Raw genomic sequence first — 13,369 nt, 5'->3', positions numbered from 1 at the left:
CTTTCTCTCGCTTGGCGAGCTGCTAGAGCGTTGCTGTTTCGGGGGCCCAGTCTTCAGGGACGGCGGCCGAAACGGGGGCGTTGCTGGTGACGTCCACGAACGATCCGGACTCGACGGACTCCGCGATCGAAACCATGGTGTCCAGCACGTGGTAGGCGAGGTCGCCGGTGGCGCGGTGCGCTGAGCCGGAACGCAGGGCCCGGGCCATATCCAGCACGCCGAGGCCGCGGCCTTGGGCCGGACCGGTGGCGGGGATGATCTCCGGTTCTTCCGCGCCGGGACGCCAAAGCTTGAGGTCGCCGTCGAAATAGTTCGGGTCCGGCAGCGACAGGGTCGCGTCGGAGCCGGTGATTTCCACGAAGCCCATCCGCAGGCGCGGGGACTCGAAGGAAAACACGCTGTGGCTGGATTGGCCGCCTTCGAACTGCGCCATCGCGGAGACGTGCGTGGGGACCTCGACGGCGAATTCCTCGCCTGCCTTGGGACCGGAACCGACGATGCGGGTCTTCTTCGCGGCGGATCCGACGGCGGCCACCTTGCGGACCGAACCGAAGGTCTGGATCAGCGCTGTGAGGTAGTACGGGCCCATGTCGAACAGCGGGCCAGCGCCCTGGGCGAACAGGAACGCCGGGTTCGGGTGCCAGGATTCCGGGCCGGGGGTCTGGAACGTGGTCATGCCCGTCAACGGGGTGCCGATGTCCCCGCGTTCGATGATCCGCCGGGCGGTCTGCAGCCCGGCGCCCAGGAACGTGTCCGGTGCTGTGCCCAGGCGGATGCCCGCGGCGTCGGCGGCCTTGAGCAAGCCGAGCCCGGATTCGCGGTCCAGGGAGAAGGGCTTCTCGGTCCACACATGCTTGCCCGCGTTCACTGCGGCCGTGGCCACCTCGACGTGCGCGGCCGGGATGGTCAGGTTCACGATGATTTCGACGTCGGGATGGTTCAGCGCCAGCTCGGGGGCACCGAACTCGGGAATCCCGTATTCCTTGGCCCGCGCCTCGGCTGCCTCAACGAACAGGTCCGCGATCACGTGGACTTTCAGGTCCGGGAAGGTGGTGAGGTTATCCAGGTACTGCTTGGAGATGTTGCCTGCGCCGATGACGGCGACACCAACAGGGCCCTTGCGGGTGGACGGTGCGAAGCTCATGCCTTGGCACCTTCCTTTGCCTTGTTGAGGTAGTTCAGGGATTCGGTGATGCCCTGGAAGATGTCTCCGGAGTAGTCATCGAATTCCACGACGCCTACCTCGAGGGACTTGGCAGCGGCGATGACGTCCAGGACTGGGATGGTGCCCTGCCCGGCGGGCTGCTGTGCCTTGATGTCGGTGTTTGCCGGGCCGTCCTTGATGTGGATGAACTTCACCCGGTCACCCAGGCGGGCCAGCAATTCAACGGGATCCTGGCCGCCCACGGCTGCCCAGTAGGTGTCTACTTCCAGGACGAGCTCCGGGTCCAGGAGGGATTCGAAGTACTCCAGGGCGGTGGTGCCTTCGATGGTGGACTCGAGCTCCCAGGCGTGGTTGTGGTAACCCACCCGGATGCCGTATTCGGCGCCTTTCTTCGCGGCTGCGTTGAGCTTGGCTGCGGTTGCCTGGATGTCCTCGGCGTTCTGCCAGTGCTCGGCCGGGAGATACGGGTCGATCACCGTGGCGATGCCCAGTTCCTTGGCTGCTGCGAAGATTTCGTCCTGGTCCTGGGACAACAGGGGAGCGTGGCCGGACGGGGCCGTGAGCCCGTTCTCCTTCAACGCTGTACCGAGCTGCGCAGCCGTGGCCACGAAGTTGTACGGCTCAACCTGCGTAAAACCGATCTCGGCGACCTTCTTGATGGTTCCAGGCAGATCCTCGGCGATCGCATTGCGGAGGGTGTACAGCTGGAGTGAGTAAGACATGGGATTCCTTTACAGGGAGTGGGTTTTTGCTTGACGTTACGCTTCGGGTGCGGTGAGTGGGAGGGCCTCAGCGACCGGCGAGGGATCCGCCGATTCCGCCGACGCTGAAGTATTTGTTCAGGGCGGCGAAAACGATGATCGGCGGGAGCATCATGATCACGGCCAGGGCCATGACTCCGGACCAGTCGGTGAGGTTTTGCTGGAAGAAGGACTGGACGCCCATGGGCAGCGTGAAGATCTCGTTGGAGCGCAGGAACACGATCGCTACCAGGTAGTCGTTCCAGGCCAGCAGGAAGGCGAAGATCGCAGTGGACAGGATGCCCGGGAGCGAGTTGCGCAGCACCACCTTGGTGAAGGAACCGAACACGGAGCACCCGTCGATCCAGGAGGCTTCTTCGAGGCTGATCGGGATGGAGTCGAAGTAGGCGGCCATCATCCAGGTGGCCACGGTCATGGTGGAGCCGACGTAGATGATGGTCAGGCCCATGAGGTTGTCCACCAGGCCCATGGCGGCGAAGAGGATGAACAGCGGCACCACCGAGGTGATGATGGGCAGGGACTGCATGACGAACAGCAGGAGCGAGTAGCCGGAGACTGCTTTGGACCGTCCGCGGGACAGCACGTACCCGGCCGGAGCCGCGACGGCGACGGAGACCACTACGGTGGCCAGGGTGGTGATGAGGCTGTTTTGCAGCCAGATCCCGGCGAGGGTCTTGGAGAAGACCCCGGTGATGTTCTCGAGGGTGAGGCCGGTAGCGGTGCTGTTCGGGCCAGGGGTGAGGGCCAGGACAACAGTGACCATGATCGGCACCAGGACGATCGCGGTGATGACCAGGATCAGGGCGAACCGCCACCAGCGTCCGCGCATGCCGGCATCGGACAGGACGCGGCGGGCTTTGCCGGGTTCCGCGATGCCCAGGGCTGGCCCGGACTCGGGGTGGGCGTGGAGTACTGCGCTCATTATTCGACGCTCGACTTTCGGATCTGGCGGTACAGGATGACCGAGACGACTACCAGGGTGATGGTCATAAGGAAGGCGATTGCGACGCCGGGACCGGTGGCGAAGTCCTGGAAGACCGTGCGGTAGGCCAGGACCACCAGGGACGTGGTGGCGTCAACAGGGCCGCCGCCAGTGAGCAGGTAGATGGTGGGGAAGTCGTTGACGCAGAAGATCGTCATCAAGATCCAGGAAATGTAGGTGGAACGGGCAATCAGCGGGAGCGTGATCTGGGTGAACTGCTGGAACCGCGAGGCGCCGTCCATGCTGGCTGCTTCGTAGACGGTGTCATCCACCGAGGCCAGGGCCGCGGAGGTCATCATCATCATGAAGGGGAAGGATACCCAGACCTTGAAGATCATCACCGTAACGGCGGCGAGGGTGGGATCGGCCAGGAAGAGCGGGGTGCCCAGGCCGAGGCCACGGAAGATCGACGGGATCAGGCTGTCCGGCGTGCCCACCAGCCAGTTCCACGCAGTGGAGGACACCACGATCGGGACCACCCACGGCAGGAGCAGCAGCACCTTGAACGTTCCTCCGGCCGGGATCTTGGTCCGCAGCAGCAGTGCCAGGCCCAGGCCCACGGCCCAGGAGCCGAAGACACCAACAATGGTGAACAGGAGCGTGAACTGGGCGGCCTTCCAGAAGGCCGGGGAGGACAGGACGTTGGCGAAGTTCTCAATGCCGACAAAATTGCCGGTCGCGATCAAATTTCCGTCGTGGGTGGCCTGGACGCCTGCCTGGAAGAGCGGGTAGCCGTGGATCAGGACGAGCAGGATCACGGAAGGAAGCAGGAGCCAGAAGAACGTCCTGGAGGCCTGTGCGGAAAGCTTGCTCTTCCGGTTCAGGTTCAGGGACCCACCCCCGGGCCCGCCGGGGGCAAGGCCCTTGCGGGCCCGGGCCAGGCCGGACTGCGCTGTAGTGGAGGACATGGTGCCGGCGCCTACTTCTTCAGGACGGACTTGAGGCCCGTTTCGAAAGCGGTCAGCGCAGACTTGGCGTCGGTCTTGCCGGTAAGGATGGTTTGGGTGAACTGGTTCAGGGCCTGACCACCGTCAAGGGCTGCGAGGTCTGCGCTGAGCGCTGTGCCCTGGGAAGCGAAGGTCTTGGCGATCGGGACGTATTCGTTGACGATCTTGACGTTGTTGGCGTCCGCGGTGAACTCGGGAAGCTCGGTGATGGATTTGAAGACGGGCAGGGCGTTCATGAGCTTCTGCTGCCACAGTTCCTTGAGCTTGCCCAGGTAGTAGACCACGAACTCGTCCGAGGCGTCCTGGGACGGGGTGTTGGTGTACATCATGATGTTGTTCGGGAAGATCAGGGCGGCCTTGTCGCCATGCGGACCCGCGAGGGGACTTGCCACTTCCAGGTCACCGGAAGTATCACCTACACGCTGGGGCAGGCCAAACACGTACATGCCAAATGCGGCCTTGCCGTCCTTCTTCCACTGGGCGTCGAGATTATCAGTGGTGTAGCTGACGGCTGCGGGATCGATGATGCCGTTGGAGACCAGTTCCAGGAGGAACTCGACAGCTTCAACGTTGCGGTCGTTCATCACGTCCAGTTGGCCGTCCTTGGTGAATACGCCGCCGCCGTTGTTGATCATCATCATGATCATCAAGTGGTTGCCGATGTTGTTGCCCGCGCCCGAACCGGTGGCGAAGCCGACGGAGCCTGCGCTCTTCAGCTTCTTTCCTGCCTCCAACAAGCCTGCCCAGTCCTTGGGGACCTCGGCACCGGCCTTCTCGAACAGCGATTTGCGGTACCACAACGGACGTACGTCCAGCTGCCACGGGACGGCGACGTAGCCCTTGGACGACTTGAAAGGATCGAGTACGCCCGGAAGGAAGTCATCGAACTGCCCGTTGGACTTCAGTTTGTCGATGACCTTGTCCGCGTACGCGATCTGTCCCTGCTGCTCAAACTGGAACGCCTGGAAACCGCCGCCGGTGGAAACGGCCGGTCCGGTCTTGGACGCGATGGCAGAAGAGAAGGTCTGGTAGAAGTTGTTCCACTGGATGATCTGGTAGCTTGCCTTGCTGTTGGCGCCGGAGAATCCTTCAGCGATCTTCTTGGCAGCGTCGTTGTAGGCCGGTGTGCCCCATGGCATGTCCCAGAACTTGATGGCGCCTCCAGCCCCTCCACCCTGGGAAGCGGAACCGCCACCGCAGGCGGCCAGCAGCGGAACCGACGCTGCGGCTGCCGTCAGGCCGAGGAAACCGCGGCGGGAAAAGGCTTTGTTGGCTGCGGGCTGAACATTCATGATGATTCCTTTCGGGACCGGTCCACTTTCCTGGTGGCCGGGCCAGCTCAACGTTGAGAAGGGCAAATGCTGTGAATGACTGGTACTGCTTCTTGTGAAAAGGGGTTGCGAACTAGGAGAGGGCGGACAGGGATTCCGTCAGCACCGCAAAGCGGTCCAGGTCGGAAGGGGCGGTGCCGGCGTCGAGGTGTTCCTTGAGCCGGCGCCAGGTGGCGCGGTGGGCGGATTCGTAAAGCGTCGGCAGGAGCAGTTCGCCCTGCGGGCCGGTGACTGTGACCGTGGCCGGCCACGCAGCCACGGGCTCTGGAAGCGCAACGCAGGCGCCGCCGTCGTCGGTCAACAGGTTGATGTGGACGCCTGCGGGACGTGCGCTGGAGACGATGCCTTGCAGCGCCGTGGGCGCTCCGTTCGCGAGCTGCGCGGACACTGTGTAGCCGTGCGCTCCCCGGTTGACGAGCCGGAATCTCTCGAGCGGACCGGTCAAACGCACGACGGCGGCAAGATGGTCCGCGAGCAGCGCACCTGCGTCACTGCCCGCCGGGGCGGTGGCGACGCTGTCCAGGAGGGCAGCGCGTCCAGCCATGGTGCGGACGGCATCCTCGGCCCCGGCAGCCGCAGGGTTCGAGGCCCAACGCTGGTCAATGACGATCGCGGTTCCGCCGGCGTTCGCCGCCTGCTGGAGTTGTTCGACGCTTTCAGCGGCCGGGTTCACCACGACGATGCCGCGGGCACCGGCGTCGATCGCTTCGAGCGCCTGGCCCGTCCAGCCGGGGCGGCCGTTGATGACGTGGACATCGGCCGTGGTGGAGGCGTGGGCATACGATTCCGGCAAGGACGCAACGGCCAAGGCAACGGCACCCGCTTCCTGTGCTTCCGGGGACGTCTGGACCGTGTAGTGCTTGCTCATGCGTGTGCTCCTTCGCGGACGGCCTGCTTGGCGTTGTGGTCCGCGTCCACCCGGGCGGCAGTTGCTTCGGCGATGTCCAGGGCGAAGGTGAGGTCATCGATCAACGTCACGGCGGCCGGTGCCTGCTTGGTTCCGGTGGCGATGGCTGCCAGTTCGCGCCACTCGCCCTCGTAGCCGTTGTGGTCGAACGGTCCGTGGACCGTTGTGGCTTCGCCGCGGCTGAACGTGGCCACCGCGGAACCGGCCTGCACATAGGAAGGGGTGAAATCGATGCGGACAGCCTCGTCGTCGGAGAAGGCCTCGAAGCTCCATTCGGGCTTCCACGTGTTGTTCATGGCTGCCCGCAATTCGATGGTGCGCGTTGGCGTGCGGAGGGAAATGACGTAGCCGAACGGGCGGACGTGCCGTGCTTCGAGGACCTCGATTTCCTCGAAGTCGGGGGTGAAGCGGCGGACCAGGGGGAGGTCGTGGATGGCCAGGCCCATGATGCCGCCCCGGAGCATGCCCTTGATGACCTCGACGTCCTTGTAGTCGGGTGTGCCGGGAGCCGGGCGGGTGATGATCTCCGTCGCGAAATCCTCAAAACGGGCATTCGGCGGGAGGACGATCGAGGAACGGATGGTGTGGGTGGTTTCGGGAAGGTCGCCCCAGTTGGCTTCAGCAGCGAGCCAACCGGGATCGAAGGTGTGCATGGCGCCGACGATGATCGGCACGCCGGTTTCTTCGCTGACGGCCGAGATCTGTGCGGCCTCTTCGGCGTTCCATGCGAATGGTTTCTCGCACAGGACCGCCTTCTTGCCGGCGCGGCATGCTGCGATGACCTGCTCTGCGTGGAATTGGTGCGGGCTGCAGATTGCAACGACGTCTACTTGGGGGTCGCCCAGGAGGGCATCAATGCTGGTGCTGTGGGTAGCGCCCACCCGTGCGGCGACGGATTCGGCAACCGCGGGGTCCACGTCCATGATGTGGCGGACGGTGAGGAGATCGCCCAGGCGGGCGAGGGAGGGCAGGTGGATTGCCTGCGTGACGGGGCCGGCGCCGAGGATGCCGACTCCGAGGGTTCGGGCGGCGTCTGTGTGGCTGGACAAGTTCAGTTACCTCTTCGTAAGCAGAATCAGAACGGGAGATCGATGCCGGCGATACCGGACATCGTTTGTTGTGATGTGGTGCTGCTCACAACCTATGAGGACTTTTGCCGAGCGTCAAGCAAAAGTTGAAATATTCCCGACAATCTTTTGGTGCGTGACACGCATAACCATCCGTGCTTCACTATTTCCATGACCTCAGCCTCCGGAAATGACGCTGGCAAAGACGCCTCTGCACAAGAGGCCGGCAGTCTTTCGCGCGCTGGTGATCTCTTTCAATTGCTTCGCGACGGCCAGGCCAGGACCCGCGCCGAACTTGCGCTGACCACCGGCCTCGCACGTTCCACCGTCGCCTCGCGCATCGATGCCCTCATCAGTTCCGGACTCGTTGGCCCCGCTGGTGAGGCAAGCTCCAGCGGCGGAAGGCCGCCGTCGCGCTTTGCCTTCAACCCGGCCGCGCGCGTGGTGTTGGCCGTCGATGTGGGAGCCACGCACGTGATCGTCGCTGTAACGGACCTCGGCGGTAAGATCCTCGCCGAGCGGCGCCTCAAGCAGGAAGTCGCCGACGGCCCGGAGGTTGTCCTGGGCCGGGTTATCACCGCAGGCAAGGAGCTGCTCGGCGAAGCCGGACGCGAGCTGGGCGACCTCGCGGGCATGGGCATCGGCCTGCCGGGCCCCGTGGAACACGACACCGGACGCCCCGTGAAGCCGCCGATCATGCCCGGTTGGGACGGCTTCGACGTCGTCCCTTACGTTCAGCGCTCTCTGCCCGTCCCGGTGCTCGTGGACAACGACGTGAATATCATGGCGCTCGGCGAACGCACCGCCTACTGGCCCGAGCACGAGAACTTCCTGTTCATCAAAGTGGCCACCGGCATCGGCGCGGGCATCATCAGCAGCGGTGACCTGCAGCGCGGCGCCAACGGTACGGCCGGCGACCTGGGGCACGTCCGCGTGCCCCGGGGCGACGATGTCCTCTGCCGGTGCGGCAACCACGGGTGCCTCGAAGCTCTTGCCTCAGGTCCCGCCGTCGCACGTCAATTGGCGGCCCAAGGGCTGGAAGCCGTCTCCGGCGCTGATGTGCTGCGACTCGTGGCGGAAGGAAACCTGCAGGCGATCCAGGCGCTCCGCCAGGCCGGCAGGGACGTCGGTGATGTCTTGGCCACCGTGGTCAACCTGCTCAACCCGTCCATGATCGTCATTGGCGGCAGCGTGGGGGAGGCCGGGGAACACCTGGTTGCGGGTATCCGCGAGGTGGTCTACCGCCGCTCGCTGCCGTTGGCCACCACGCACCTACGCATCGGCATCTCCATGGCCGGCGACCGGGCGGCCATCCTCGGCGCAAGCCAGATGGTCACCCAGCACGTGCTGTCGCCCGCCGTGATCGAAGCCACGCTCCAAGCCACCGGGTAGGAACGACTTCCGGCGCCTTGGTGGCTGCAGGCGTGATAGCAATGAAAGTGATGAAAACGCTTCCCGCCATTTTCCGGCCCGTCCTCCTCTGGCCCGCCCCGTGAGCCAGTTCCTTGCCAAAATCCCGCGCGGTTGGCTGATCCTCGCGTGCATAGGCCTTATTGCCCTTAACATGCGTGGGCCTTTCGTCGCGGTTGCCCCGGTAGTGGATTCGCTGCGGCAGGATCTGGGGTTCTCCCCGGTTGAACTCGGCCTGCTGACCGGCATTCCGGTGCTCTGTTTCTCCCTGGCTTCGCCGCTGGCTTCCATGGCAGGACGGCGGTTCGGGGCAGAATTCGCCATCATGCTCACGTTGCTTGGCGTCCTGGCGGGCGTGGTGATCCGTTCCAGCGGTGGCGGCGTGCCTGTCATGGTGGGTACGGTCCTCATCGGCGTGGCCATCACCATCGGCAACATCGCGGTTCCCCTGATCATTCGCCGCGATTTCGCTCCGCGCCGGCAAGCCACCGCGATGGGCGTGTACACGGCCGCGTTGAATATCGGCTCGTTCCTGACGTCTGTTGTCACGGCGCCGTTGGCTGATCTGGTGGGTTGGAGGCTCTCCCTCGCAGCGAGTGCGTTGCTGGCGTTGGCAGCGATCGTCTTCTGGCTGCCGACGGTGGGTGTGCGGCGGGCCCTGGTTCCAGTCCCCGTGCCCGCGGTTTCCGCGGGTGCCTCCGGTCCGACGCGGGGTGTCGGCTGGCTCGTTGCCGGGCTCACGCTGGGCTTCGCGGGCCAGGCGTTCTCCTATTACGGCGTCACCGCCTGGCTGCCGAGCTTCCTGTCCGACGAGCTCGCCATGGGCACCGCCGAAGCGGGTGCCGGGTCGTCGCTGTTCCAGATTTTCGCGATTGTCGGCGGCCTGGGCGTGCCGCTCCTGGCGCGCTTTTCAAGTACGACGACGGTGGCGGTCACCTTGAGCGTGCTGTGGCTGACCGTTCCCGTTGGCCTGTTGTTCGCCCCCGGCCTGTGGTGGCTGTGGTCCTCGCTGGGCGGGATTGCCCAGGGCGGCGGCATCACGGTCATCTTCATCGCCGTCATCAAGTTCGCCCATTCCCAGGCAGCGGCGGGAAAGATGTCCGCCGTCGTGCAGGGCGTGGGCTACTGCTTCGCCGCGCTGGCTCCGACGATCGTTGGCTACGTGCACAGCGTGTCCGGAGGCTGGACTGTTCCCTTGCTGGTGATCCTGGGCTCGGTGCTGACGTTCTGCATCTGCACCACGTTGTCCGTGCGCTGGGTGTCCCGCCAATCCTGAGCCGCCCGCAAGGTGAGCCGCCCGCAAGGTGAGCCCCGCCGTCGTGCGTACCCAACTGGGTCGCAGTTCAGGTCGTTCCCAGCGCTGGGAACGACGCGAACTGCGACCTACTTGGGTGCGGAGAAGCCCCGGTGCTGGGCTGCCTCCCCGACCATCGGGGTCACTTGTTGCGAAGAGTGCAGGCAGCCCAGCGTCGGGGCTTCGGTATGGCCGTTCGCTAGGCGGCGACCAATTCTTCTTCCGTGGCTTCTTCCTTGGCTTCGGTGAGGAAGCGGGCGTAGGCCGGGATGGTCAGGAAGGTGGGGAATTCCTCGGTGAGGGCGACTTCTTCGAAGATGCTGCGGGCGTCTGCGAAGCGGTCTCCGTCGAAGCGTTCCAGTCGGGCGAATTCCTCGTCCAGCATGTCCTGGACCCATTCCCGGGTGATGATGTCGCCGTGTTCGGTGATGGCGTGGGCGTGGATCCACTGCCACAGCTGGGAGCGGGAGATCTCGGCGGTGGCGGCGTCTTCCATGAGGTTGTGGATGGCCACGGCCCCGTTGCCGCGCAGCCAGGACTCGATGTAGCGGATGCCTACCTCGATGTTGATCCGGATGCCCGCCTCGGTGATGGTTCCCTCGGTGGTGGAAATATCGATCAGGGCACGGTCGTCCGGAGTAACATCCTCTCGGCTGCGGTCCAGTTGGTTGGGCTTGTCACCGAGCACTGAATCGAAGACTTCGCGGGCCACGGGCACCAGGTCCGGGTGGGCCACCCAGGAGCCGTCGAAACCGTCGTTGGCTTCGCGGGTCTTGTCGGCGCGGACCTTCTCGAAGGAGGCTGCGTTGGCTGCCTCGTCCTTGCGGTTCGGGACAGCTGCAGCCATGCCCCCAATGGCCATGGCCCCGCGGCGGTGGCAAGCCCGCACGAGTTGCTCGGTGTAGGCGCGCATGAACGGCTGGGTCATGGTCACCTGGCCGCGGTCCGGGAGCACGAAGCGCGGTCCACGGATGCGGAAGTTCTTGATCAGGGAGAAGATGTAGTCCCATCGGCCGGCGTTCAGGCCCGCCGCATGGTCACGCAGTTCGTAGAGGATCTCTTCCATCTCGAAGGCGGCCGTGATGGTCTCGATCAGCACTGTGGCGCGGATGGTGCCCTGCGGGATGCCGAGCAGGTCCTGGGCCAGGATGAAGATGTCGTTCCAGAGGCGTGCTTCCAGGTGGTTCTCGATCTTGGGCAGGTAGAAGTACGGGCCCTTGCCCTGGGCCAACAGGCGCCGGGCGTTGTGGAAAAAGTAGAGCCCGAAGTCCACGATTCCACCGGCGATTGGCTTGCCATCGATGAGCAGGTGCTTCTCCGGCAGGTGCCAGCCACGGGGCCGGACCACGATGGTGGGCAGGTCCTCGGCGGCCTTGAGCTTGTACTCCTTGCCCTCGGGGGATGTGAAGTCGATCCGACGCTCCAAGGCATCCGTCAGGTTCAGCTGGCCCTGGATGACGTTGCGCCACGTCGGCGTCGAGGAATCCTCCATGTCCGCCAGCCACACCTTCGCCCCCGAGTTCAGCGCGTTGATGGTCATCTTCTTGTCCACCGGACCCGTGATCTCCACGCGACGGTCCTCCAAGCCCGGGGCCGGGGGAGCCACCCGCCAGCTAGGGTCGTTACGGATGCCCTCGGTCTGCGGCAGGAAGCGCGGGTCCTGGCCGGAGGAAATCGCGTTGCGCCGTGCGTGCCGTGCCTGCATTAGCTCCTGCCGCCGGTCGGCGACCGCCCGGTGCAGCTTCCCAACGAACTCAAGGGCGTCGGGAGTGAGGACCTCGTTCTGCCGCGAAATGGGCTGCGCGGTCAACGTGATGCCGTTAATAGTGAAGTTGTCGGTGAAGCTGTTCATTTCAAGACTCCTAAGAAAATGTTCGACGGCGGCACTTCCGTGAGGTGCGCACGAGGCCGGAGGTGCGGTGATGCGGCAGCCTGCGTAAAAGGGGCCCTGCGTCCCGGTCCGTCCTCGCTCAGCGAGGTCGAAACCGGGACGTGGGGGATAGCAGGCAGAGCATTACCGCAGCGGAGGCCGGAGGCGACAACGGCCGTCGGCGGGGGTGGTTAGTGGAACTGGCCCTCTTCGGTCGATCCGACCAGTGCGAGGGTGGAGGCGTTCGGGTTGAGCGCTGTGGCGATGTCGTCGAAGTAGCCGGTGCCGACTTCGCGCTGGTGCTTGGTGGCGGTGTAGCCGCGGGATTCGGAGGCGAATTCCTTTTCCTGGAGCTCGACGTAGGCGCTCATGCCTTCACGGGCGTAGCCGTGGGCGAGGTCGAACATCGAGTAGTTCAGGGCGTGGAAGCCGGCCAGGGTGATGAACTGGAACGTGAAGCCCATGGCGCCGAGTTCGCGCTGGAACTTCGCGATGGTGGCGTCGTCCAGGTGCTTGCGCCAGTTGAACGACGGCGAGCAGTTGTAGGAGAGCATCTGGTCCGGGTACTCGGCCTTGACTGCTTCGGCGAACTTGCGGGCCAGTTCCAGGTCCGGGGTGCCCGTTTCCATCCAGATGAGGTCGGAGTACGGGGCGTAGGCCTTGGCACGGGCTATGCAGGGTTCGATGCCGTTGCGGACCTTGTAGAAGCCCTCGGCCGTGCGTTCTCCGGTGATGAATTCGCGGTCGCGCTCGTCCACGTCGGAGGTGATGAGGGTTGCCGCTTCGGCGTCGGTGCGGGCAATGACGACGGTGGGGGTGCCGGCGACGTCGGCTGCCAGGCGGGCCGCGTTCAGGGTCCGGATGTGCTGCTGGGTGGGGATCAGGACCTTGCCGCCGAGGTGACCGCACTTCTTCTCCGAGGCCAGCTGGTCTTCCCAGTGCACACCCGAAGCGCCGGCGGTGATCATGGACTTCATGAGCTCGTAGGCGTTCAGCGGCCCACCGAAACCGGCCTCGGCGTCGGCGACGATCGGGACCAGCCAGTCCTCAACGGACTTGATGCCCTCGGCGTACTCGATCTGGTCGGCACGCAGCAGGGCGTTGTTGATGCGGCGGACAACCTGCGGGACCGAGTTGGCCGGGTACAGCGACTGGTCCGGGTAGGTGTGGCCGGAAAGGTTGGCGTCAGCGGCAACCTGCCAACCGGAGAGGTAGATGGCGCGGAGGCCGGCCTTGACCTGCTGCACGGCCTGGTTGCCGGTCAGGGCACCGAGGGCGTTGGTGTAGCCGCCGGTGGGAGCTTCCTCGGTGAGCTGCTTCCAGAGCTTCTCCGAACCACGGCGGGCCAGGGTGTGCTCTTCGGAGACGCGACCGCGGAGGCGGACGACGTCGGCAGCCGAGTAATCACGGGTGACGCCCTCCCAGCGCGGGTTGGCGGACCATTCAAGTTCCAGCGCTGCGGCCTGCTGTTCTGCGGTCAACTCTGGTTCAAACGATGCGGTCATTGCATGTCTCCTTGTTGGTTCCCGGGCCGGCCTCAGCTGCGTCCTTGCAACGTCGGCCGGCTCCCGGGGTCTGTATTTCTTTTTCGTGAGAACTACTTTTCTGCACTTTCAAGAGGCTTTCTAGGGGAAA

11 protein-coding genes are annotated in these 13,369 nt (G+C 64.8%); 2 read left to right on the top strand and 9 right to left on the bottom strand.

Annotation, left to right across the window (positions count from 1 at the left end; translation table 11 throughout):
* Nucleotides 1-22: 22 nt before the first annotated feature.
* From ACIPV6_RS20735 to ACIPV6_RS20705, 7 genes are all read right to left on the bottom strand, one after another.
* A complete protein-coding gene (locus ACIPV6_RS20735; RefSeq protein WP_400272705.1) occupies nucleotides 23-1,144 on the bottom strand; it encodes a Gfo/Idh/MocA family protein in 1,122 nt (373 codons plus the stop codon).
* Complete coding sequence (locus ACIPV6_RS20730; protein WP_400272704.1) at nucleotides 1,141-1,887, bottom strand: sugar phosphate isomerase/epimerase family protein; 747 nt, start codon at nucleotides 1,885-1,887, stop codon at nucleotides 1,141-1,143. Before ACIPV6_RS20730 ends, ACIPV6_RS20735 begins: the two co-directional genes overlap by 4 nt.
* Before the next feature lie 67 nt (nucleotides 1,888-1,954).
* Nucleotides 1,955-2,848 (bottom strand): carbohydrate ABC transporter permease, encoded by an 894-nt coding sequence (locus ACIPV6_RS20725; protein ID WP_400272703.1) that lies wholly within the window; start codon nucleotides 2,846-2,848, stop codon nucleotides 1,955-1,957.
* Nucleotides 2,848-3,816, bottom strand: coding sequence for a carbohydrate ABC transporter permease (locus ACIPV6_RS20720; RefSeq protein WP_400272702.1), 969 nt, complete (start codon nucleotides 3,814-3,816; stop codon nucleotides 2,848-2,850). The genes ACIPV6_RS20725 and ACIPV6_RS20720 overlap by 1 nt, the downstream gene beginning before the upstream one ends.
* A gap of 11 nt (nucleotides 3,817-3,827) precedes the next feature.
* Nucleotides 3,828-5,147 (bottom strand): ABC transporter substrate-binding protein, encoded by a 1,320-nt coding sequence (locus ACIPV6_RS20715; protein WP_400272701.1) that lies wholly within the window; start codon nucleotides 5,145-5,147, stop codon nucleotides 3,828-3,830.
* Nucleotides 5,148-5,259: 112 nt separating this feature from the next.
* Complete coding sequence (locus ACIPV6_RS20710) at nucleotides 5,260-6,054, bottom strand: hypothetical protein (protein WP_400272700.1); 795 nt, start codon at nucleotides 6,052-6,054, stop codon at nucleotides 5,260-5,262.
* The gene (locus ACIPV6_RS20705; RefSeq protein WP_400272699.1) at nucleotides 6,051-7,142 is read right to left on the bottom strand and encodes a Gfo/Idh/MocA family protein; all 1,092 of its coding nucleotides are present in this window, start codon (nucleotides 7,140-7,142) and stop codon (nucleotides 6,051-6,053) included. Before ACIPV6_RS20705 ends, ACIPV6_RS20710 begins: the two co-directional genes overlap by 4 nt.
* Nucleotides 7,143-7,331: 189 nt before the next feature.
* Between ACIPV6_RS20705 and ACIPV6_RS20700 the strand changes: the two genes are divergently transcribed.
* Nucleotides 7,332-8,552: an ROK family transcriptional regulator gene (locus tag ACIPV6_RS20700; protein ID WP_400272741.1), complete on the top strand. Its 1,221-nt coding sequence runs from the start codon at nucleotides 7,332-7,334 to the stop codon at nucleotides 8,550-8,552.
* 100 nt (nucleotides 8,553-8,652) lie between these two features.
* Nucleotides 8,653-9,846, top strand: coding sequence for a CynX/NimT family MFS transporter (locus tag ACIPV6_RS20695; RefSeq protein WP_400272698.1), 1,194 nt, complete (start codon nucleotides 8,653-8,655; stop codon nucleotides 9,844-9,846).
* Nucleotides 9,847-10,063: 217 nt separating this feature from the next.
* Here the strand turns inward: ACIPV6_RS20695 and aceB are convergent, their stop codons facing one another.
* The gene (aceB, locus tag ACIPV6_RS20690) at nucleotides 10,064-11,716 is read right to left on the bottom strand and encodes a malate synthase A (protein WP_400272697.1); all 1,653 of its coding nucleotides are present in this window, start codon (nucleotides 11,714-11,716) and stop codon (nucleotides 10,064-10,066) included.
* A gap of 209 nt (nucleotides 11,717-11,925) precedes the next feature.
* On the bottom strand, nucleotides 11,926-13,239 hold the full coding sequence (gene aceA, locus ACIPV6_RS20685) for an isocitrate lyase (RefSeq protein WP_400272696.1): 1,314 nt from the start codon (nucleotides 13,237-13,239) through the stop codon (nucleotides 11,926-11,928).
* Nucleotides 13,240-13,369: the final 130 nt, after the last annotated feature.

Source organism: Paenarthrobacter sp. NPDC089988 (assembly GCF_044748465.1).
Lineage (GTDB): Bacteria > Actinomycetota > Actinomycetes > Actinomycetales > Micrococcaceae > Arthrobacter.
This window is presented reverse-complemented; position numbering and strand designations above follow the sequence as displayed.

What these genes read in the sequence shown, in the direction of transcription:
- aceB (WP_400272697.1), bottom strand. Translation starts at nt 11,716, where the DNA reads ATGAACAGCTTCACCGACAACTTCACTATTAACGGCATCACGTTGACC.
- ACIPV6_RS20700 (WP_400272741.1), top strand. Translation starts at nt 7,332, where the DNA reads ATGACCTCAGCCTCCGGAAATGACGCTGGCAAAGACGCCTCTGCACAA.
- ACIPV6_RS20720 (WP_400272702.1), bottom strand. Translation starts at nt 3,816, where the DNA reads ATGTCCTCCACTACAGCGCAGTCCGGCCTGGCCCGGGCCCGCAAGGGC.
- ACIPV6_RS20735 (WP_400272705.1), bottom strand. Translation starts at nt 1,144, where the DNA reads ATGAGCTTCGCACCGTCCACCCGCAAGGGCCCTGTTGGTGTCGCCGTC.
- aceA (WP_400272696.1), bottom strand. Translation starts at nt 13,239, where the DNA reads ATGACCGCATCGTTTGAACCAGAGTTGACCGCAGAACAGCAGGCCGCA.
- ACIPV6_RS20715 (WP_400272701.1), bottom strand. Translation starts at nt 5,147, where the DNA reads ATGAATGTTCAGCCCGCAGCCAACAAAGCCTTTTCCCGCCGCGGTTTC.
- ACIPV6_RS20710 (WP_400272700.1), bottom strand. Translation starts at nt 6,054, where the DNA reads ATGAGCAAGCACTACACGGTCCAGACGTCCCCGGAAGCACAGGAAGCG.
- ACIPV6_RS20730 (WP_400272704.1), bottom strand. Translation starts at nt 1,887, where the DNA reads ATGTCTTACTCACTCCAGCTGTACACCCTCCGCAATGCGATCGCCGAG.
- ACIPV6_RS20725 (WP_400272703.1), bottom strand. Translation starts at nt 2,848, where the DNA reads ATGAGCGCAGTACTCCACGCCCACCCCGAGTCCGGGCCAGCCCTGGGC.